At 34.5% G+C, this 21,990-nt stretch carries 19 protein-coding genes; all 19 read right to left on the bottom strand.

The features are described from left to right. Positions 1-14: 14 nt before the first annotated feature. Positions 15-1,265: a type III PLP-dependent enzyme domain-containing protein gene (locus tag RCG24_RS20970; protein ID WP_308077977.1), complete on the bottom strand. Its 1,251-nt coding sequence runs from the start codon at positions 1,263-1,265 to the stop codon at positions 15-17. Positions 1,266-1,283: 18 nt separating this feature from the next. Next, a complete protein-coding gene (locus RCG24_RS20965; RefSeq protein WP_308077976.1) occupies positions 1,284-2,204 on the bottom strand; it encodes a beta-1,6-N-acetylglucosaminyltransferase in 921 nt (306 codons plus the stop codon). A 22-nt stretch (positions 2,205-2,226) separates the two neighbouring features. Then, positions 2,227-3,453, bottom strand: coding sequence for an ATP-grasp domain-containing protein (locus tag RCG24_RS20960; protein WP_308077974.1), 1,227 nt, complete (start codon positions 3,451-3,453; stop codon positions 2,227-2,229). A 320-nt stretch (positions 3,454-3,773) separates the two neighbouring features. Further along, a complete protein-coding gene (locus RCG24_RS20955) occupies positions 3,774-4,115 on the bottom strand; it encodes a hypothetical protein (protein ID WP_308077973.1) in 342 nt (113 codons plus the stop codon). A 14-nt stretch (positions 4,116-4,129) separates the two neighbouring features. Further along, the gene (locus RCG24_RS20950) at positions 4,130-5,830 is read right to left on the bottom strand and encodes a M28 family peptidase (RefSeq protein ID WP_308077972.1); all 1,701 of its coding nucleotides are present in this window, start codon (positions 5,828-5,830) and stop codon (positions 4,130-4,132) included. A 37-nt stretch (positions 5,831-5,867) separates the two neighbouring features. Next, positions 5,868-6,905 carry a dTDP-glucose 4,6-dehydratase gene (gene rfbB / locus RCG24_RS20945; RefSeq protein ID WP_308077971.1) on the bottom strand — a complete coding sequence of 346 codons (1,038 nt, stop codon included), beginning with the start codon at positions 6,903-6,905 and terminating at the stop codon, positions 5,868-5,870. After that, entirely contained in the window at positions 6,862-7,983 is a 1,122-nt protein-coding gene (locus tag RCG24_RS20940) for a DegT/DnrJ/EryC1/StrS family aminotransferase (RefSeq protein ID WP_308077970.1), read from the bottom strand. The genes rfbB and RCG24_RS20940 overlap by 44 nt, the downstream gene beginning before the upstream one ends. Continuing rightward, a complete protein-coding gene (gene rfbA, locus RCG24_RS20935; protein ID WP_202655716.1) occupies positions 7,940-8,851 on the bottom strand; it encodes a glucose-1-phosphate thymidylyltransferase RfbA in 912 nt (303 codons plus the stop codon). Before rfbA ends, RCG24_RS20940 begins: the two co-directional genes overlap by 44 nt. 100 nt (positions 8,852-8,951) lie before the next feature. Further along, positions 8,952-10,439: a lipopolysaccharide biosynthesis protein gene (locus RCG24_RS20930; RefSeq protein WP_308077969.1), complete on the bottom strand. Its 1,488-nt coding sequence runs from the start codon at positions 10,437-10,439 to the stop codon at positions 8,952-8,954. After that, complete coding sequence (locus tag RCG24_RS20925; protein WP_202655713.1) at positions 10,432-11,451, bottom strand: glycosyltransferase; 1,020 nt, start codon at positions 11,449-11,451, stop codon at positions 10,432-10,434. Before RCG24_RS20925 ends, RCG24_RS20930 begins: the two co-directional genes overlap by 8 nt. 33 nt (positions 11,452-11,484) lie before the next feature. Next, a complete protein-coding gene (locus RCG24_RS20920; RefSeq protein ID WP_202655712.1) occupies positions 11,485-12,648 on the bottom strand; it encodes a glycosyltransferase in 1,164 nt (387 codons plus the stop codon). Continuing rightward, positions 12,645-13,958: a glycosyltransferase family 4 protein gene (locus RCG24_RS20915; protein WP_308077968.1), complete on the bottom strand. Its 1,314-nt coding sequence runs from the start codon at positions 13,956-13,958 to the stop codon at positions 12,645-12,647. The genes RCG24_RS20920 and RCG24_RS20915 overlap by 4 nt, the downstream gene beginning before the upstream one ends. Next, positions 13,955-15,283: an O-antigen ligase family protein gene (locus RCG24_RS20910; protein WP_202655710.1), complete on the bottom strand. Its 1,329-nt coding sequence runs from the start codon at positions 15,281-15,283 to the stop codon at positions 13,955-13,957. Before RCG24_RS20910 ends, RCG24_RS20915 begins: the two co-directional genes overlap by 4 nt. Before the next feature lie 80 nt (positions 15,284-15,363). Further along, a complete protein-coding gene (locus RCG24_RS20905) occupies positions 15,364-16,596 on the bottom strand; it encodes a glycosyltransferase (protein WP_202655709.1) in 1,233 nt (410 codons plus the stop codon). Next, positions 16,587-17,723: a non-hydrolyzing UDP-N-acetylglucosamine 2-epimerase gene (wecB, locus tag RCG24_RS20900; RefSeq protein ID WP_308077967.1), complete on the bottom strand. Its 1,137-nt coding sequence runs from the start codon at positions 17,721-17,723 to the stop codon at positions 16,587-16,589. Before wecB ends, RCG24_RS20905 begins: the two co-directional genes overlap by 10 nt. Before the next feature lie 5 nt (positions 17,724-17,728). Next, entirely contained in the window at positions 17,729-18,838 is a 1,110-nt protein-coding gene (locus RCG24_RS20895) for a capsular polysaccharide biosynthesis protein CapF (RefSeq protein ID WP_308077966.1), read from the bottom strand. A gap of 33 nt (positions 18,839-18,871) precedes the next feature. Continuing rightward, a complete protein-coding gene (locus RCG24_RS20890; RefSeq protein WP_308077965.1) occupies positions 18,872-19,906 on the bottom strand; it encodes a polysaccharide biosynthesis protein in 1,035 nt (344 codons plus the stop codon). Between the two features lie 23 nt (positions 19,907-19,929). Further along, a complete protein-coding gene (locus RCG24_RS20885) occupies positions 19,930-21,105 on the bottom strand; it encodes a glycosyltransferase family 4 protein (RefSeq protein ID WP_308077964.1) in 1,176 nt (391 codons plus the stop codon). Positions 21,106-21,188: 83 nt separating this feature from the next. Further along, on the bottom strand, positions 21,189-21,953 hold the full coding sequence (locus tag RCG24_RS20880) for a tyrosine-protein phosphatase (RefSeq protein ID WP_308077963.1): 765 nt from the start codon (positions 21,951-21,953) through the stop codon (positions 21,189-21,191). Positions 21,954-21,990: the final 37 nt, after the last annotated feature.

Raw genomic sequence — 21,990 nt, 5'->3', positions numbered from 1 at the left:
ACACCCCTACATTTCTAGAATACATATAGATTCTCGTTAACAAATTCATTCAGAGTTTCTTTTCTTCTGACAATAAAAAAAGCACCGTGATCAACAGCCACAATTCCCGGCCTTTCTTTGATAAACGGTGGATTAAATACGATCGTATAGGCACCTACATTTTCAAAAAGGATATAATCTCCTATTTCCGGCAGCTCCCCGAAGACATTATGTGCTAAATAATCCTTTTCCATACAGGTATATCCAACAACATTGTAGGTTTCAATTGGCGTCGTTTCGTTATACTGCTTCACTACCTCCATAGGCAAGTTGCGCTTATGCAAAGTAGGCTTAATATTGTGGACGCTACCGTCAATCAAGACAAAATACTTATCTTGAACCTTCTTCACTTCCACCACTTTTGAAATAAATGTAAAGGTATTTGCTACCATAGAAATGCCTGGTTCCAGTATTAAATATGGCTTATTTTCAATTTCACTAAACTCTTGGTTCAGGACGGAACTAACGGCTTCTGCATAATCATCGAAACTCGGAGCTTGAATATGAAATGATGCCGGAAGTTCCCCAAAAATCCCTCCGCCGATATCAATATATTCTAGCGAATCTCCAATATAATCATGGGCCAATTTGCATAGTTCCATCGTTATCTGTTTATAGGTCGAAACTTTCCTTTCACTAGTCGAAATATGGCCATGTAATCCCACAATTTTAAGATTCTTAATTTTGTTCAGTTTATTTATTGCATATTCAAAATTACCATTAGAAACACATATGCCAAATCTGCTTATTTTATATCCCTCTTGAATTCTAGTTTCACTATTATTATAAATATTGAGATTTACCCTTAATCCAACTTTCACCATTTTATACTGGTTTTCAATACAATAGTCCCTAATATATTCTAATTCATAAAGAGAATCGATATTTAATAAACTTCCATTATCTAAAGCCAGTTCAACATCCTCTGCTGTTTTTAATGGTCCATTAAAGATAATATTTTCGGGGTTTACACCAATTTTTAGTGCTAAATTGTACTCTAACCGAGATACTACTTCAGCATAAGCACCTAACCTTCTCATTTCTTTACATAAGAATGGTAAATAGTTCGTTTTATAGGAATATCCAATAATAAACCGGGGATATCTGCTTCTAAATGCATCATCGATCTTTTTATGATTATTTCTTAATGTATTGACATCAAGTAAAAAAAAGGGAGACCCAAATTGCTGCTCAAGGTCTCTAATTTGCAGAAAGTTCATATTCATCCTAACCTCACTACATTTTTATATACTGATTTTTGATTTTCCTCCAAACCTTATATTTTTGACATAATATTCAATGACTGATTTGTCAATGGTTTCATCGAATTTCCTCGCAAAGTAAAGATTGGATTCATCGATTAATTTATGATCTTCAAACGTCAAATCCTGCGGTGAATTACGATCACTTAAACTTTCGCCCCATTTCAAATAAAACAGATGATTATTTACAACACGAGATTTATACGGTGAATTCAAAATAAGTGTATGAAAAAAGCTCTCATCAGGAACTAACGTATTTTGAAAGAATTGATAATACCATTCATTTTCATTCAAATAGTCGATCATGTACTTTGCGACTTCAAAAGGAATGGTAAACCACTGTGACCCTTTGTAAAATGAAAATTCCTTTGGCCATTTGTGATAATTTGGATAGACATTAATCCCCTTAGCGTATAAACTTAAAAGGATTCTTCTATACACCCTAATTGGATGGGGTGTCGTATATCTTTTTCGCGTTGCTTTAGGCCAATTTATCTTCATTAAACCTAAACTATCCCTATTCAATTGGCGGTAGCTCATAAATATTTTGCCATTTTGATCCTTTAGAAATTCTTTAAATCCATTTTTCACCAATAAATCCTGACCACTTCGTAAACAGACATAATCATATTCATTATGGGAGTTTATGACTTCCTGCAATAATAGAAGAGTAGCATCGATCTGGCTTATATCTCCCCACTCGCAAGAAACACTTTGATGTAATATATAAATATTTTCTCCTCTAACAATCTTCCCTGCCATACTTTCAAAGTTCTTTTTATCAATATGAATAAATACATCAGCCTCTCCACTTGAGGTAATCTGATGTATAAACTGATTTACTTGATTGGGATTTTTATGAATTTGAAAAATAAATGCTGTTCGAAGTGATTTCGACTTCATTTTATCACCTATTCTTCTATTATTAATTGAATGTTCCCATTAAGCTGGACTCTTCCACGTCTACTTCAATCCAGTGATGGGGGTTTTCAAACTTATCCAACATCTCATTCATGGAAGAAAATTTCATTATGATAATCCCTAATGTACAATTAGAACCATTAAAGGCAGGAACATAATCACCGACATTGTAATTTAAATAGCTTTCTACCAAGTTTTGAATCTTTACTTTTTCATCCATTTTTATTTCTTTTAGATAACCGCCATTTCTGCTATGAATTGCATAGTAACCCCAATACCCGCTTGTTTCTTTCATTTGTAGTTCACTGCACTTTTCCCCCAAGGCAGCTTTAATTGAATATTGTACCAAGTCAATTCCTGTAGCATGTCGAATAACTTGAGGAATATAGTCACCACCATTTCTCGGACCTACTTCCATTAAGTAAATATCTTCGTTACTATCTAGGAATACTTCAAAGTTATATGCCCCCGTTCTCATTCCTAGAAGATCTAACAATCTCTGAATCTCATCATGTATCTTTTCTTGAATGACTTGGCACTTAATACTTGGGAAAGTTGTCCCCACCGGAACAAAAGGATTCATACATTCTTTATTAAAATGATTATTAGAAAAGCATCTAAATACTAATTTCCCATCTATAGAGAAACCATCTCCCGCCACTTGAAATCCATTCTTTTCTATAAATTCCTCAATAATAAATCTTTTTACCCTAGAAAAATGTAAAGCATTCACTATATATTTGTCCAAATCCTTTACATCTGTTAACATACCCACACCTTTACTTCCGGAGGAATCAACAGGCTTAATAATGACAGGTAATCTAAATTCTTCTATTTCCGCCCTAGCTTCTTCAAACGAAGCATATCCTTTTGCTTTTGGGGTTAAAAAACCATTCTCTCTCAAAAACACTCTAAATAAATCTTTATTTGTAAGAATTTCTACAGAGCGGTAAGGTTGTGTGGGCAAATTTAATTTTTCCCCAACATACGCTGCTGTTAGTGCGGCGGGGTCAGAAGCATATGCAAGAATACCATTGATTTGTTCCTTTTGAGCAACCTCTAGAATCTTTTCTTTATTCGTTGTGCTAACACAATAAAATTTATGTGCATAATGCTGACCTGGATTATCAGGTAAATAGTCACATAGGATTGTATAATGTCCAAGTTCCTTAGCCCTTACAATTGCCGGAATCTGTTGAGTGGATCCACCTAATAAAAGAAGCTTTTTCATTTATCAACACTTCATTTCTTTTCATTTTTTCTAACATTTTCAAAAATAAAAGAGCGTGCGTTAATTCCATTCTAAGACGTAAGCAATAATCATTCTCTACATTAAAATCATTCCATAACTATATAGGCGAAATTTGATTATTACATTATTCTTTCTTTAAAGATCCCTTATAATCATTACTGTATTATTGTCTGTTTCACTTTCAATAAAAAAATTATGCCTGTGCAATAAGTATTTTAGCCATTTAGCGTTTTCCTTATGAATTTCAGCCCTAAATTTTTCCATTCCAATGTCTTTTGCAAAATCCAAAGCAAATCTGACTAAGTGAATAACAATATTTCCCCACGATAGGTTGGTATGATTCCTATAATACTTGCGAATGCCGTTTTTGTCATTTGATCATTTCCATAGATGGATAAAAAAGCAATATCCTGATCTCCATCTCTCAACATAAAGTTGTATCCATATTCGAGTATTTTTTTTGTATAATCTCTCATTAGCTCTTGCTTTCTTAGCGGAGAAAAATTTTTAGGGTCTATCTGAATAATTACGCTTTCTGTCCTCTTCATATCATCCGCACTTTTAGTCAATAGTTCTAATTCAAGACCTTTATGATAAAAAACTTCCTGATATTTTTGTACACTTGCAAGTGATGCTATCATTTCATCTACTCCCCTTATATACCTCGTGTTTCAACCGTTTTTTCACGAAAGGCAAATTGTAAATTTACCCAATTTAATATTGGTAATAAATATGTTCCAACTAAGGAAATAAGAGCCAATAATATACCCGATTTTTCCAGAGTCAGTAAAATATATACTAAATATATTACTGGTACCATTATAAGTAGCAGTGGTATTGCAAATATGATTTGGATTGTAAGATTCTTAAAGACCTTTTCATTTTTCATTCTCATTTGTATATTCAACCCTATTAATCCAAACAAAAATGGCCATAAAAAAATATAGCTTGAGCCTTTATATAGGGTGCTGGTAATAATAACCAATATAAGCCAACCAAAATGAACACCCATTGTAAAATTATGTTCTTTCATTTTTTTTGAGGCCAAATGATAAAGAACACCGATGAACATAAGTAAGAATAAAATAAAGCAAGCAAAAAACTGAATACTTATACTCGGATTCGCTTCAATTGTCCAAGAATAGTCATGGAAAATAACCCTAATTAGAAACCATAGTGCCTTACCAAAATAAAAGGCTAAAAAAAACGTGATTGCAAATACAATAAACCCTTTACTTGTATTGCCAAATGAAAGTTTCTTTAGCTTATACCCGTGAATAAATGAAAGTAAAAAGATCAATATCGCAACTATCATAAATGGGATAACCAGTTTCTCAGAATAAAGGATCATTTTCTCTCCAAATACGTTAAAAAATATCTTGTTCCCATCTTTTTTTGCAACTAGATTCATATTTCCAAAATGTTGAACTAAGTGAACCATATTTTCGCCATTATGTTGAAGACTATTTATATCCATGTTTTCTACTTTATCCTCAGGAGTATGGTAACTATATAACCCTTGCACCAAACCAAAATTTAATCCGTACATACCTGCAGATTTAAAAATAGTAAAATCAGTATCATTCGGCAATATTTTATAAATATCATAAAGAAAGGAATGGGCAACTGGGTTAGGTGCTGCTTTTTTAAACTCAGTTATTAATCGTTCATTTCCTTCATTTGTTTCAAATAAAATGGAAGGACCAGTATTTCCTCGGGCATCAAAATTAAACACTAATCCAACCTCTTTTGCCCATGGATGAAGTTCAACAAATGCCCTTGCCCCTAACAATCCGTCTTCTTCTCCATCGGTGATTAAAATAATTAGATCATTTTTTAAAGGAGAAAATTGCGTTATAACTCTTACTGTCTCTAGGATCGCAGATACCCCAGAGCCTGCATCAGAAGCTCCCGGGCTGTTCTCTACTGAGTCATAATGTGAAGAAATCATAATCGCCTTGGTAGAATCTTTACCTGGTATTCTGGCTACAATATTTTCTATCTTTCCTTCATATTCAATTCCCCATTTCTGGGAAATACCATCTACACTTTGAATTTCGGGTGAGGTTCCTAAATCTCGTAAAATTTTCATTAAATAATCTCTTACTCTATCGTGCTCCTTTGATCCCAGTGGATGAGGTTTTACGGCAAATTTTTTTAGATAACTCATTGCTCTTTCTGCAGAAAACTGATCTGTCTCTGTACTTTCTACAGTAATTACCTTGGGAGTTTGAAATTGCAAAAGACTTATCCAAATCACCAACAGTAATATGAAAATAATAAAAACCGAAAATATAATATGTCTTACGGATAGTTTTTTCTTGTTCAATTGGGTAACGTTAGATTTAGTTTCCATCTTTACCTCACTTTTTTTACAAATAGTGATATGTTTTTTACCTCTTCATTTTCACATTAGATTTTCCAAGGTAGAATAAAACGGTTTTCCTAATTCCCTCGTTAAACTTATATTCATTCTGAAAGCCCAAACTATCTCGTAATTTTCTATCATTAATGGCGTATCTAAAATCATGCCCAGGCCGGTCTTTTACAAACCTTATCAATTGCTCATATTTTGTAACCCCTTTTTGATTCTTGGGAACTGGTTGATACGAATCAAGAATTTCACAAATAATATGAGCGATCTCGGTATTACTTTTCTCATTATGGCCGCCGATTAGATAGGTCTCACCTGATTGCCCTTCAAAAAATACCTTTTCAATCGCACGGCAGTGATCAAGGACATATAACCAATCACGAACATTCTGGCCATCCCCATAAATAGGGATTTCCTCAAGAGAGATCGCCTTACGAATAATAGTTGGAATTAATTTTTCTGCATGCTGCTTTGGTCCGTAATTATTCGAGCAATTGGTTATAACAACATTCATACCATAAGTATGAAAATAACTGCGTACCATCATATCACTAGCCGCTTTGCTAGCTGAGTAAGGACTGTTTGGAGCATATGGACTATTTTCCGTAAAGTACCCTTCCGTCCCAAGGCTTCCGTAAACCTCATCAGTGGAAATGTGATGAAACCGGGCATGCTCAAAATCAGATTTGTAAATCCCCTCCCCATCCATCCAAAATTCGCGTGCTGCTTCAAGCAAGATAGATGTACCAAGTACATTCGTTTCTACAAAAAAGGTTGGGTTCTTAATCGAATTATCCACATGAGATTCTGCTGCAAAATGAATAACCCCTTTAATTTGATACTCTTCAAACAGCCTTTCCACGAGGGTGCGATTACAAATATCGCCTTCCACAAAGATATGGCGGGGATGGTCGATCACTTCCCTAAGATTATCAAGACTCCCAGCGTAAGTTAATTGATCAAGATTTATAATCTGAATATCTTTTCGCTGCTCCAATAAATATGAAACAAAGTTAGACCCGATGAAGCCGGCTCCGCCGGTTATGAGCAAATTCATTGATCTTCTCTCCTATTATTATTTTTGCTATTCTTTCAACATCTTCATCATTTAATCCACTAAAAAGGGGCAAACATAAGATTCTTCTTGCCATGTCTTCTGATATTGGACAAGATATTGTATTCTTTAAATATGTCATTGTATTTAAAGATGGGTAGAAATATCTTCTCGATTCAATGTCGTTATTCTCTAATTGGCTCTTAGCATGAAGAAGTTCCTCTTCCGTTTCAAAAATAACCGGATAGTAAGCATAATTATATTGCACATCCCCCGAAATAAATGGCCTTTCAACCCTGTTTTCTAATAATGTATCGTATGTTTCTGAAGTTTTCTTTCTGTTTGTGATAATGTCATCGATATATTTCAAATTACATAAACCCATCGCAGCATGAAATTCTGAGTTTTTCGCATTAATCCCGGCAGTAACATAATCATCACCACGAAAACCGAAACTTCTTAATAACGCAATTTGGTTATCAACTCTTTCCCCCATATTATTGATAATGGCTCCGCCTTCTACTGTGTGAAAGGGCTTGGTTGCGTGAAAACTGAGTGTGGAAATATCACCAAACTGCAACAAGGATTCTCCTTTATAACGAACACCAAAAGCATGTGCGGCGTCATAAATTACTTTTAGATGATGCTTTTTGGCAATTTCCTCAATTCTTTCAACATCACAAGGGATCCCATATACATGAGTGGCAAGGATTGCTTCTGTGTTACTTGTAATCGCCTCTTCGATCTTATTTGGATCGATACATAATGTATTGGGATCGATATCTACAAATACCGGCTCACAATTTTCCCACAGGATAGATGTTGTAGTAGCCACAAATGAAAAAGGAGTAGTGATAATTTCATTTTTCAATTTAAGTGATTGAATGGCCAGTTGAAGAGCAATCGTGCCATTTCCTACATAATAACAAGAAGGAACATTCAAATATTCTTCAAGTTCCTCCTCTAATTGTCTCACATAGATACCATTATTGGTTAGCCATTTGGAAACCCATAGCCTTGATATCAAGTGATCATATTCATCCTTGGGAGGCAGAAACGGCTGTGTAACTGGAATCATCATGAAACCTCCCATGCACTAAGTCATATAAGTAATGGCCATAATCATTTTTATACTGAATCGCTCTAGCCAAAACCTCATCTGAAGAAATCCACTGGTTTCGATAGCTAATCTCCTCAAGACAGGCAATTTTATAGCCTTGGCGTTTCTCTATTGTCTCGACAAACTGACTTGCTGCCAAGAAACTTTCAACTGTACCCGTATCAAGCCAGGCAAATCCTCTTCCGAGAAGCCCCACCTTGAGCTTTTTTTGTTTTAAATATTCTTTATTAATATCGGTAATTTCAAGTTCTCCCCGAACAGATGGCTGGACATTCTTGGCAATCTCCACTACATGGTTATCGTAGAAATAGAGACCGGTTACTGCATAGTTGGATCTTGGGTGGGATGGTTTTTCCTCAATCGATATGGCGTTAAATTCTTGGTCAAATTCTACTACACCAAAACGCTGCGGATCTTTCACTTGGTAACCAAACACAACCGCGCAGTCTTTGATACTGGCGGCTCTTTTCAGGACAGGAGTAAATCCTTGCCCATAGAAGATATTATCTCCCAAAATAAGGCATACGTTATCATTACCGATAAACTCTTCACCAATAATAAAAGCATCCGCCAGACCACGCGGATGCTTTTGTACTGCGTATTGAAGTGAAATCCCCCAATTAGAACCATCCCCTAATAAATTCTTAAAGAGGGGTGCATCTTTTGGGGTGGAAATAATCAAAATATCCCGAATTCCTGCAAGCATGAGAACGGATAACGGATAATAAATCATAGGCTTGTCATAAATGGGTAACAGTTGTTTGGACACAGCAAGCGTAATCGGATAAAGTCTTGTGCCACTGCCGCCGGCTAGAATGATCCCTTTCATTTAAATCACCTTCTTTGAAATGACTTTTTTAAAATCCCCTATAAATTTCTAAAAAATATCTTTATATTTTTGATAACTATTATTTTTCAGTTTCATTGTTTTATATTCCTCCAATTTTTATTCTTTTCCTTCTATTCTGGAAAAGTCGTATTAGCAATTGAAACATTATTTCGAGCTCTTTTAACCTAAACATCCAACAAAAGGCGATATACAATAATACGCCACAACCTATTTGAACAATTAGTTTTATGGCTATATTAGCCTGTATTACAGTTCCTAAGATGTATACTATTCCCCCCATAAATATAGAAATTAGAAAATGGGGAAGTATATCAACAATTTGTTTTGATATCGAATAAGATATTTCTTTTGCTGAGAAAAAGGAATTTATAAAAAGGGCAATAAATGAATTGATGATTGCCGCCCATATCAAACCGATTATCCCTAAATGTAGGAATATGGCAAGTGCAATCAATATAGTTGTTACTATTTTTTTAATTATTTCAAGTAGTAAAAATAAATCTGATCTCCCTTTAACCTGTAAAATATTTAAGTTGATTACATGAAACGGATAAAGCATATATGCTAAACATAATAGCTGGAAATATGGAACCAATTGTATCCATTTTTCACCAAAGATTAAACTAACTAACGGGACAGCAATTGCAGCCAATCCTGCCATTACTGGAAAATTGATAAAAGCAGAGACCTTCATTATCTTTTTATAGCCGAATTTCAATTTTTCTTGGTCATTTTGTAAAGTACTAAGAACCGGATATGTTACTCGTTGAATCGAAGAAGTTATTGATTGTGATGCCACATCGCTTAATTTCACAGCATTTGAATAATAACCTAGTTGAGTAGAAGAATAGAACTTTCCAATTATCACATAATAAATATTCGTATATATCGTGTCAATGATCCCAGAAATCATCATTTTTGATCCAAATCCAAAAAGGCGCTTGAAAGAACTAAAATTAAAAACTATGGATGGTTTCCATTTATTATGAATCCAAAGTAGAAAAGAAGTAACACTTTGCATTAACAATGTTTTAATAACTAAACTCCACACACCTAATCCAAACCCTGCACAAATAATAGCTGTAATTCCAGAACTTATTCCAGAAATAATATTAATTTTCATTTGTGTCTTAAAATCAACCTTTTTGATAAGGATTGCTCTTTGGATAATCGTAACAGAATTAATAATAACTACTATTGCGAGTATTCTAATAATAAATGAGAGGTTTGGTTCTTTAAAAAAGGAACTAATGAATCCTGCGGAAAAAAATAGAATTCCGTACACTATAACCCCCATTAGGAGATTAAAATAAAAAACAGTGGAATAATCCTCTTGAGTTGGCTCCTGTTCTCGAACCAAAGCTTGAGTGAATCCACTGTCAATTAATGAATTGGATATGGAAATAAATATCGTAATCATTCCAATAATTCCAAAATGCTCAGGGAGTAACTGTCTAGCAAGAATCATTAAAACTATAAATTGTACTCCCTGATTTGCCATAATATCTGTAAAACTCCAAAACACCCCTTTTATTGTCTTTCCTTTTAAGGTTTCTGGATTAACCATTTGTATCCCTCAAATCATCTTCTATAAAAATTCCTCTAATTTTCCGCTTTAAATTTGTCATATTGGAATGAATCTTCGGGAAATAATAACTGAGATACAGGTGTGTAAGACCCTTGAACCCTAAGTTATTAAGATACTCCTTATATTTTTGATTCTTCAATTTATCTATTTGACGAGTATGTAATAATAAAGGCACCTCCCAGTACACTTTAGCTTTATTTAATTCATTAGCGTATTGATAGTTGGTATAGTCATTAAAGTTATCTATAATCTCAATATGCTTTTTTAATCGGATAATTAATTTCTTTTTATCCATATTTTCAATATTTGCTCTTGCTGTTTCCGAACCATTTACACCAAGCCTATAAACAGACATGACCTCATCTATAAAAAAAGCATATCCTTTACTGGAAGCGATTAATCTCAAGGGGGTATCTCCAACTATAGAATGATTAATCCAATCAGGTGGAGAACTGAGGCACTCCTTTAAAAAGACGATTGAAGCAGTTGGAATAAAGTCCAGTAGTGCCATCTCTCCCGCTGAATACCTGTAATTTTTCCCATAATAATATTTCCGCTGATGTACTGACCAAGGAACATGTAATTTTCCAATTGGAGCATTATTTTTATCTCTTACCTCCGCGTTATGGAAGCATATCGTACATTCAGGATTGCTCTCCATATAATCAATCTGTTTCTGCAACTTATAAGGATCAATCCAAAAATCATCACCTTCACAAAGAGCAATATATTTTCCCCTGGCATTCTCAAATAATCTTTGTGAATTTTTCATCGCCCCTACATTATTTTCAGATGTTATCAATCTGATCAGATCCGGGTATTTTTCTACATATGCAGATACAATTTTTTTAGTGTTATCAGTACTACAATCTTCTCCAATAAGAATTTCATATTTGAAGTTAGTTTTCTGCATTAAAAAGCTTTCGATTGCATCTGCAATGTATTTCTCATGATTATATGTGATACAGTTAATACTCACTTTTATATCCATTGTATTTTCACCTCCACTAACAGCTTTCCAAAATTAATAAATAAATCTCTGAGTTAATATTTCTGACTTACTACAGATCCCGTCATCAAAAAAGATAGTTTTATCAGCTAAAAGGTTTTCAGATACATATAAAAACCTTTCGGCTGCCTTTTTTGCGTTCCAGTCATTTACAATGGTATTATATGCATTTACCCCCAATACTTTGCGAAATTCACTTGACTCTAATACCCTTCTAACACATTCTAATAGGCTATTGATATTTCCGTTCTCATAAATTAAACCATTTATATTATTTTTGATTAAAAATGGAGCTGAACCAATTGAATGACTGGCAATAACGGCACAACCACTATTCATTGCCTCATTCAGTACAGCCCCCCACCCCTCATTAAAATCACTAGTAAATACAAAGATATTTGCAGATTCCATATATATTCTTACCTCATCTGGGCTCATACTGCCTAGTAGATTAATACAATCCTCTAATCCTTTACTTTTTATCATTTTCTTCATATCACTTTCCATTTCTCCAGATCCTATAATATCCAAAGTAAATTTCCAGCCTTGTTGCTTTAGTTTATCTGCTACTTCGATTGCATATTCTGGGTGCTTCCACTTAATTAATCGTCCTACCCATAATAACTTTGGAAGCATATTTTCCTTGCTTAATAGTAAATCTTCAATATTATATTCTTTCGCCTCGGGGAAATACCCCCATCTATAACTTTTATTTCTATAAGCACCAACTAAGTTGAAATCTGCTGCCGTATAAGCGCTAGCACATAACATATAAACATTCTTATCGGAAAATTTTGTATGGTTTTTTATTAGGGATAATGTATTTCTTAAATTAACAATTCGCCATTGTCCTTTTTTAAATATTCTTTCACTATAACGAAAAACTATTTTATTCTCTTTTAATCTATTTTTAATAAAAATGTCCGGTGCTGAACCAATAATGACAATATCACTTTCATCTCCCAATTTTAATCCATTAAGAAATTCCTCGTGGCTTTTATAAGTATTTAAAGTGAATGGATATTGATTACTCATATCTTTGTAACCCATTTTCAATCGTTCCTCATGAATATATTCAGTTGCTACAAATTTAAAATTATTCCCCAGCAACCTATACATTTCAAAACATAAAGGTAATTGATGATGGTTTAAAAAGTTGGAAAAAAAAGTTACTTTCACTTCAAATACCCCACTTTTAATTGATCATTATCATAGCTTTCAGCATTATTAGTGATAATTTGATGATAAATCCTCAATAAGTCCCTATTGTTTGTCTCCTTGTTAAAGATAATAGAAGCCTTTATTTTTGCTTTCTTCGAAAATTCTAGCGCAAGTTGATTATTACTAAATATTTCATTAACATAATGAGCCATCATATAAGGCGCATTAGAAGGATAAATGAATCCATCTTTTTTATGAGTTAATAAGTCGGCTATCCCTCCAACATCAGCTGCTACAGATGGAACTCCAAGAATCATCGCCTCACCTAAAGAATTCGGGCTGTTCTCTATCATAGAGGAGCATACATACACATGAGATTTTAAATACTGTTCACACATTTGATCGGCATTTAAAATACCAGTAAATATGATATGATTTTGTAAATGATATTTTTTTATCAATTCCTTAATGTATTTTCCATAAGAGGAAATCTTAAATCTGTCCTTCAATGTATTCGTCTTAGTAATGTCAGGACCTCCAATATATAGCCTTGTATCAGGAAACCGATTTAGAATTAGCGGCAAAGCCTCAAGCAGAAAATGTAATCCTTTAATTGGATAGGATCCTTGACTTAAAAAAATGGAGTATTTCTCACATTTATTGTGATTCCATTGATGTTGATAGAAAACACTTCGCAATGTTTCATTACAGTGGTGGTATTCAGCACTTGGGTTAATGTATGATGTACACGCACGATCCCATGTGGTACGCCCAATAATATGTGAAGCCTTCAGAAGTGCCTCTATTTCGTGTTTTCCACGTTTTTCAAATTTCCTTTGTTGCTGTTTAATACTATCTTGTTTTATAAAATCCCTAAATGTAAATTTGTACTGCACTTTTCTCGGTAGTCCCACTGTATATTGTTTTGCAATCTCTGATACAAGACCTTGAATAGAAATGACAAACTTTTTGCTTTTTTGTCTACATACATTTACCATCGCAGCAGTATGTGCAAATTCTGTTCCAAAAATATGCACAATATCTGGCTGTGATTGATCAATAATTCTTAACAGATTTGTATTATCTTTTATCGATTGATGATTACGATAATGAATAAAAGGAAATGAGTAATAACATACTTTCTCACCTTTTAATGTACCTACCTTTTTAGTTCCAGTTTTAGGAAAGGCGATTTCGAGTTTAATGTTTTCTTCTCTTGCTAATGCATCCGCAGCATTTATTAACCAACCGCCGGAAGAGGCTGGTTCTTCATTCATAAGTAAACTTGCCTCCGGTAAAGGAATATTAGTAACCCAAAGTATTTTCATTTCCTATTCCCTTTCTCTAAATTTCTTTTTACAAATGCTTGCGGTAAAAATGGAACTGCTGGTGCTACAACAAATAAAATAAATCCCACTTGGTAAATATAGGTAATTGGATTGATAAATCCAAAGAGGACAAATAAAGCTTGCGCCGTCAACAAAAACCGGTAATAGGGATGTTTAGAAAAAAATTTTAATTGTTTTTTGAAATTAAAAAAGATCGCTGCAAATAATGGGAGCGATCCAAATAATCCGTAATAAGCCATAAGGTCCAGCCAACCAGAATGGCCACCTACTTTTGCATGAAAGGCATTACCAAACGGTCCATAAATCCCAAAAAATGGATTTTGTAAAAATGTTTGTAATGATGCTAAATAAAGCTCCTTTCTTCCGGAAGTCTGGGATCCTAATGTATTACCTAAAAACCCTTGTGCTAAATCTAAAAATTTTGATTGTATCACATAGGATGAGTCAAATAACTTAGCAATATCTATTAAAAAGTAACCAATTATTTCTTTAGGAAATGCAATAAAAAATAATACAGCTAAGATCATGCTTAAGATAAACCATTTTTTATCTCTAACACAAATTACCAAAAATGCTCCTAAAAAACCAATTATTAAAGATGTAGCATATGAGGCAGAAATTAGCATAATCGTAATCATAAAACAAACAGTTATGGCGAAGAATTTATATTTTTTGGATACTCGATTATTAATTAAAACAAAATATAGTATCACAATATTTAAGAAAACAGCACTATAGATAAAACCAAAGCCGCCAATTCCCAATGATGAATAGGTACCCTGCGATGGATCACTTCCTGTTGCTAATTCCCGAGCAGCAAGCGGGTATTTCTTCAAGCCGATATAGGTTTGAATGGAAGAAATCAAATAAAAAAACATGGTAAAAAACACAATTTTCCCTAAAACCGCTGGATTATTGTTGTAATACATATAGTAATAATTTATAAATATTCCAAAGGTAAATAACATAAAAGTTATTATTGTATATTTAATATCTAAGCCACCATAAAAGAAATTTCCCGTTACCATATATGGCAGGAATGTTAAACCCCACACGATAATCATCACAATATCTAAAGGCAGACCTTTAAAGGCCCACCTATAATCAGACGAAATAAACCAAGCTGCAGTCAGCGCTAAAAAAGGTAAAACTCCTAATTTAAAATTAAAATACTGCCATGAAATCCAAATACACATAAGTATGATTATCCACTCATTAATAGTTGTGAGCGGGTTTACATTAGTTATTTTGCTGGTTTTAAAATCGTATTTGATTAATTCTATTTGTTTTTTATTTGATTGCATTTTTTCCCCTCACTAACTAATGTGAACCATTTGGATGGTTAAGATTAAATGATTTAATCATAAATTGTCTTACTGAATCATCATAATATATTCATTATCTTTTCTACCTGCCTTATATTATTTTTTTCGGATAAAACAAATTTTCTAGATGCCTCTCCGAATTTTTTTAATTGAATCGGGTTTGTTTCACATACGTTAATTATTGTATTTGCTATGCCCTGTACTGTATTATCTTTAATAAAGTACATATAATCTTTATATTCCTCAGGCATCCCTGGTAATGAATAAGCAATTGTTGGTACACCTGAAACCAAATATTCCATTATCTTAGAGGGAAAGGAATATTTGGTGAATTCCCCTTCACTATTTCGAGGATTTATTAGAACCGTTGCATTCTTTTGGAGAAGTATTGCTTCTTCCCTAGACACACGTCCACGAAAATCAATTCTATTATCTTGTTTCGCCATTTCCACTATGTCTTTTTCTGCTTCCCCTGTTCCACATATTTGTAATCTATAATTCTTATCTTTTATTAATTCAAATGCTTTTAAAAGATTTAAAATTCCATATTTTTCATTTAGCGTCCCAGTATATAAAATGGTTTTACGACTTTTCTCCTGTTCTTCCCTTCTTCTATCTAAATATGTTGTCTGATCCTTGAAGTTTACCATTCCTTCAATAACTACATATGGCTTATTTTGTATTTTCAAAAAGTCAGCCATATGCTTTGTTAATAAAACATAAGAATCCACATATTTTTGGAGTTGAGAAATTAGATCACTTTCTATATTTTTTAACAGTTTATAACTATAGTTTTTTGAAGAGGAAAGATTCATAAATTGTGGTAAATCCGGAACAATAAGACAAGTTATTATTTCTGAATTACTTACTTTTGCTGACTTCAATGCACTCAATATAGAATAATCCATTGAATATGCAATAATTACTTTTTTTCTTTCATTTTTCTGTTGTGCCCAAATCATAATTTCTTTCGATAAACTCCACCCACGTGAAAATTTTTTTAGAATTGGAATATTCCAAAACTTTACTTCTTTGTCTTTAGCTCCTGGTAAATGGGACCAGTCTTTTCTTTGTATCAGAATTTTTTTATAGTACTTTGGATATGATCCAATAAATATAGCACTTAATAAATTTACAGGTTGCTCATTTAAATAATCTAAACCTTCTATTATATTCCATTGAAGAACATTGGCAGCAAACTGCACATTGCTCTTGCTTTGTTTCATTATTTCTCCTTCTTTAAAAACTCCCCCCAAAAACAATATATCTAAATTGTATTTTTTCATTTCCATCTATTTTTTCTCCAAACCACCTGATTAATAATTTCCGTATAGCTTTGCACAATCTTCACAACCTTTACCGAAACATTTTCATCAAGATAATCATTTGCAACATATGTCTTCTCCTCGTTCTCCCACATCGCCCTTGCCAGCTCTACTGCCTGAACGATATCTCCCTCTGTAATCCCTCCTATTATGACCGTCCCCTTATCAAGAACTTCCGGGCGTTCCGTTGATGTCCTGATCAGGATTCCAGGAAAACCTAATATTGCAGATTCCTCTGAAAGTGTTCCACTGTCCGATAGAACAGTAAAAGCATTAAGCTGCAATTGGTTATAATCCAAAAAGCCAAATGGCTTCAGCTTTTGAACAAGGGGATGAAACCTAAATCCCCGCTCTTCAATCCTCTTCCAGCTCCGCGGATGAGTTGAATAAATAACAGGAAGCTGATATTTTTCAGCGATATAGTTAATTGCATTCATCAATGATTGAAAATTTCCCTCATGATCGATATTTTCCTCACGGTGTGCGGAGACAAGAATATATTTGCCTTTTTCGAGTTTTAGGTCTTGAAGCACTGTGCTGTCTTTAATTCGGGCCATATTTTTGTTTAATACCTCTGTCATCGGGGAACCTGTCACAAAGATATGTTCTTTGCGAATTCCTTCAGATAACAAATAGCGGCGGCTATGCTCGGTATAGGCCAGATTGATATCTGAAACATGGTCGACGATTTTTCGATTGATTTCTTCCGGTACATTTTGGTCAAAGCAGCGATTTCCTGCTTCCATATGAAAGATTGGTATTTTTAATCGCTTCGCAGAGACAGCACTTAAACAGCTATTGGTGTTGCCCAAAATCAGCAAGGCATCCGGCTGTTCTTGTTTCAAAATCTTGTAAGAACGGGCAATAATATTTCCCATTGTTTCACCAAGATCTTCCCCTACAACACCGAGAAAATGATCCGGCTGCCGCAGTCCAAGTTCCTCAAAAAAGATTTCATTAAGGGTGTAATCCCAATTTTGCCCTGTATGCACTAAAATATGGTTAAAATAGCGGTCACAAGCTTTGATGACTTCTGATAATCTAATAATTTCCGGTCTTGTGCCCACAATCGTCATCACTTTTAATTTATCCACTATCCTTATACCTCCACAAAATAGGTATCAGGTTTTTCCGGATTGAAAATTTCACAGGCCCAAAATAATGTAATAACATCCTCCATCCCGGTATTTTCGATAGAATGTGTATAGCCTGGTGGGATGTCAACAACCTCCGGAACTTCCCCATTCACCTTATATTCCAGTACATTTTCACTATTGATGTTTCTAAACCGAATGGCCGCCTCCCCTTGTATAACAAGGAACTTCTCCACTTTGGTATGATGCCAATGATTTCCTCTCGTAACACCCGGTTTTGTTTTCGAAATAAAGATTTGTCCATTTGCTTTCGATTTAATAAACTCTGCAAGCCAGCCGCGGTGATCCGCATTCTTTGTTAATTTATAAGAAAATTGATTTTCTTCCAGATAGGAGAGGAATGTACTGTACAACGCCTTATCCAGTTCATTTTCTAATGATGGCATTACTAAGGTTTCACGGTTTTCCTTGAAAGAGTAAAGCTTTTCTGCCAACGCTTCTAAAGTAATTTTATGAGTGACGGGAACCACACAGAAATCTCCATTCACTGTTTCCTTTCCTTCCAATGCCTGTAAAAATTCCGCTACACAATCATTTATATAACACAGTGTTAACTCTCTATCAGGATCATGAATTTGAATGTCTTTATTTCTTGCAATGTGATAGCAAAAGGTTGCAACCACACTGTTGTAATTGGGTCTGCACCATTTACCAAACAGATTGGGCAATCTGTAAATCAGCACCTTGGCTCCATATTCTTTACTGTATGAAAACAATACATCCTCTACCGTCTTTTTGCTTTGACCATAAGGATTATCCAAAGCAGCTTGGGTAGAGGATGTAAAAAGGATTGGACATGGATTAAGATGTTTTTTTAACAGTTCGACTAGTTTTAGTGTAAACCCGACATTTCCTTCCAAATATTCTTTTTCATCTTTAGGCCTGTTCACGCCGGCAAGGTGAAAGATAAAGTCACATTCCCGCGCATACGTTTCTAACTTGGAGGAATCTGTATCCCTCGTAAACTTATAGATGTCTTTATATCCCTTGTTTTCCAATTCAGCAATAAGGTTTTTTCCGACAAAGCCATTTGCTCCCGTAACGAGGATTTTCACAAATCATCAAGCCTTTCTGATACCAGTGTATTATTAGATCGCCTTCGCTTTTACTTGGGTAAATTTTAGTTCATTCTGAACAAAGTCGAGTTCAAGCAGTTTTTCTTTAATCTCTTCAACTGTTAATATTTTTGTACTGTGAGAATTATATTCTTGTTCTGCTGATAATTTTTTATCTCCTTCAATAAAATACTTGTCATAGTTCAAATCTCTCTTATCGGCAGGGATTTTGAAAAAATCCCCCATATCTTCAGCAACTAAATATTCTTCCTTTGTCAGCAGTGTTTCGTACCGCTTTTCTCCGTGGCGTGTTCCGATAATTTTGATTTCATTATCGGCAGCAAATAATTCCTTCAATGCCTGGGCCAAGTCCCCAATCAGACAGGACGGCGCCTTTTGAACCATAATATCCCCAGCCTCAGCATGTTGAAACGCAAAAATAACCAGTTCTACCGCTTCTTCAAGACTCATAAGAAATCGGGTCATATTCGGGTCAGTTATCGTGATGGTTCGTCCGCTTTTAATTTGTTCAATGAACAGTGGAATAACTGAACCACGGGAAGCCATCACATTTCCGTATCTAGTCCCGCAAATCAATGTTTTTTCAGGAGACACCGTTTTTGATTTGGCGACAAATACCTTTTCCATCATTGCTTTGGATATTCCCATTGCATTAATGGGATAGGCTGCTTTGTCCGTAGATAAACAAATCACCTTTTTTACCCCATATTCGATCGAAGCAGTCAGGACGTTATCCGTTCCCAACACATTTGTTTTTACCGCTTCGAGGGGGAAAAACTCGCAGGAAGGAACCTGCTTTAGGGCTGCAGCGTGAAAAACATAATCTACCCCATACATAGCATTTTTTACGCTGGAGAGATCTCGAACATCCCCTATGTAGAATTTGAGTTTCTCATGATGATATTTTTTTCGCATATCATCCTGTTTTTTTTCATCGCGTGAAAAAATCCGGATCTCTTTGACATCAGTATTTAAAAATCTTTCCATTACCGCGTTTCCAAAGGAGCCGGTTCCTCCAGTAATAAGTAACGTTTTATTACTAAACATGTCTTCACTCCTCCCATTAAAATTTATTGCAAGTGTTTCGTAATGATATGAGCCGTTTTTCTAATGTCATAACGTTCTTCCAAATAGTGCCTCCCACTGATTCCCATTTGCTCTCTTAAACTGTTATCGTTGGCCAGTCTTCTGGCATTCTTTATAAATGCTTTCATATCACCGCTTTCAGACCATAATCCGCTATTTGAATCCATTAATATATCTTTTAAATCTGTCTGTTTGTCAGTCGCGGCAAGGACCGGCAGCGAGTATTCCATGTAAGAGGTTAACCTGGAAGGAATGTTTGGTATGGTAAATCTTTTATCCAGAAAAATTAACCCTACATCTGCAATTTCCAGCAGCTGATCATATTCCTCTTTAGGAAGCTTTTTAAACAGTTTTACATTTTTAGGTTTATGCATTTCCATATGATTTCTGATTTTTTCATATTCAGTTCCTGACCCTATAATGAGCAAGAATCCATTTTCAATCTTATGGAAGTTATCGGTAACCTCTAACAAAAAATCAATTCCTTGCGGTTTACCCAAGTTTCCTCCATAGACAAATAAGGTAATACCAAATGGTATATTATATTTTTTATAAAACTGTTTACTCGCATCTGCTTTCGACAATCTTTCAACCGGTTCAATCGAGTTAGGGAAGATTTCCACTTTATGCTTTTCGATAAAAGAATTATGATTTAATACATAATTCACATTCCCCTCTGACATGCAGCCAATGACATCCGATACTTTATATAGTCTTTTCTCTTTTTGGCGAAAATACATCCAAGCAAGGCTATTTTCTTTTAATATATTTAAATCCACCGCATTTTGTGGAAATATATCTTTCAATATTAAATAGGTTTTACTCTGATGCTTTTTCTTAAAATAGGAAACGACCTTTTCAAACGTTATCGGCGGAGTGGAGTATAGGATTAAATCAAAGTGAACACCCGAAAAAAATTTCCTTATTGCTCTTAGATAACGGTTCTCTATCGTGAGAGTAGAAACACCTTTTTCAAAAAAGTTTGTCTTGGTGATATTTCCAGTCCTTACCTTTAATAATTTGATATTTTCTTCTATCTTTACCTCAGTAGGTAGTCCTGTACGTTTCTCTCTTGGAGAGACGACATACATATTATTGCCTTTACTTGCTAGTTCCCTTACAAGGTCTGTATATATTCCCCTTTCATGAATATCCTCCATAGTTGCTAAAGTTAGAAACAATATATTCAATCATCATCACCGTCTTCGTGTTTAGGTTTGAAGCACAATACCGACATTGTCCTTCAAAAAACCCCCAGTATTTTTTTTCTAATTGGAAGCGGCTTTTCAATATGTGGATGTTGGCCGGATAAAAGTAGTTGAGCATTTTCCTTAAAATAAAAAGTATGTTGGATACCAAACCTCTTTGTAATCGTGTCATACGCTTTTTGAAAAAAGAACCCTCTTGACCTGGTAAAATGTGAATCCGATGCAATGAAATGCGCCAAATGATGTTCGATCATTGTTTCGGAAAACGATTTTATTTTTTTCCCAAAATGACCACTGACACTTCCGGCGGTAAGTTGTGTCAAACCTCCTTCTTGGATTATTTCAAAGAGAAGCAGGGGGTTCTCGATAAAACCTCTATTTCTTTCAGGATGGACAATGATCGGTGTGAGCCCTCTAAGTTTCAATTCATATACCATTTCTAGGGTGTATTTCGGTACCTCTCCGGAAGGAAGCTCCAATAACAAATATTCCTGCCTATTATCCAGGGTCAATATTTCATCGTTTGCAAGGGAAAACAATAATTCTCGATGAATCCTAATTTCTTGGCCAGAATGGATCGTAATGGGAATCTTTTCGGATTGCAAATGTTGATTAAGGCTTAGTACGTAGTTCAGAATATCGCTCTTTACATTTTCATATTGTCCATTCAGGTGATGCGGTGTAGCAAATAAATGAGTAATCCCCTCTTCTACTGCCGCTTTTGCCATCTCTATGCTCTCATGAAAGTGCTGGGGACCATCGTCTATACCAGGTAAAATATGACAATGGATATCAATCATCTTGTTCTTCCCTCTTTTTAATCAATTGATCCAATTA

This window comes from Neobacillus sp. OS1-32 (assembly GCF_030915425.1).
GTDB classification, from domain to species: Bacteria; Bacillota; Bacilli; order Bacillales; family Cytobacillaceae; genus Neobacillus; species Neobacillus paridis.
Note: the sequence above shows the minus strand (reverse complement) of the source record. Positions and strands in the feature narration are given on the sequence as shown.

Excerpts from the sequence above, each read along its gene's own strand:
- RCG24_RS20970 (WP_308077977.1), bottom strand. The coding sequence starts at position 1,265 with ATGAATATGAACTTTCTGCAAATTAGAGACCTTGAGCAGCAATTTGGG.
- RCG24_RS20965 (WP_308077976.1), bottom strand. The coding sequence starts at position 2,204 with ATGAAGTCGAAATCACTTCGAACAGCATTTATTTTTCAAATTCATAAA.
- RCG24_RS20960 (WP_308077974.1), bottom strand. The coding sequence starts at position 3,453 with ATGAAAAAGCTTCTTTTATTAGGTGGATCCACTCAACAGATTCCGGCA.
- RCG24_RS20955 (WP_308077973.1), bottom strand. The coding sequence starts at position 4,115 with ATGATAGCATCACTTGCAAGTGTACAAAAATATCAGGAAGTTTTTTAT.
- RCG24_RS20950 (WP_308077972.1), bottom strand. The coding sequence starts at position 5,830 with ATGGAAACTAAATCTAACGTTACCCAATTGAACAAGAAAAAACTATCC.
- rfbB (WP_308077971.1), bottom strand. The coding sequence starts at position 6,905 with ATGAATTTGCTCATAACCGGCGGAGCCGGCTTCATCGGGTCTAACTTT.
- RCG24_RS20940 (WP_308077970.1), bottom strand. The coding sequence starts at position 7,983 with ATGATGATTCCAGTTACACAGCCGTTTCTGCCTCCCAAGGATGAATAT.
- rfbA (WP_202655716.1), bottom strand. The coding sequence starts at position 8,851 with ATGAAAGGGATCATTCTAGCCGGCGGCAGTGGCACAAGACTTTATCCG.
- RCG24_RS20930 (WP_308077969.1), bottom strand. The coding sequence starts at position 10,439 with ATGGTTAATCCAGAAACCTTAAAAGGAAAGACAATAAAAGGGGTGTTT.
- RCG24_RS20925 (WP_202655713.1), bottom strand. The coding sequence starts at position 11,451 with ATGGATATAAAAGTGAGTATTAACTGTATCACATATAATCATGAGAAA.
- RCG24_RS20915 (WP_308077968.1), bottom strand. The coding sequence starts at position 13,958 with ATGAAAATACTTTGGGTTACTAATATTCCTTTACCGGAGGCAAGTTTA.
- RCG24_RS20910 (WP_202655710.1), bottom strand. The coding sequence starts at position 15,283 with ATGCAATCAAATAAAAAACAAATAGAATTAATCAAATACGATTTTAAA.
- RCG24_RS20905 (WP_202655709.1), bottom strand. The coding sequence starts at position 16,596 with ATGGAAATGAAAAAATACAATTTAGATATATTGTTTTTGGGGGGAGTT.
- RCG24_RS20890 (WP_308077965.1), bottom strand. The coding sequence starts at position 19,906 with ATGTTTAGTAATAAAACGTTACTTATTACTGGAGGAACCGGCTCCTTT.
- RCG24_RS20885 (WP_308077964.1), bottom strand. The coding sequence starts at position 21,105 with ATGGAGGATATTCATGAAAGGGGAATATATACAGACCTTGTAAGGGAA.
- RCG24_RS20880 (WP_308077963.1), bottom strand. The coding sequence starts at position 21,953 with ATGATTGATATCCATTGTCATATTTTACCTGGTATAGACGATGGTCCC.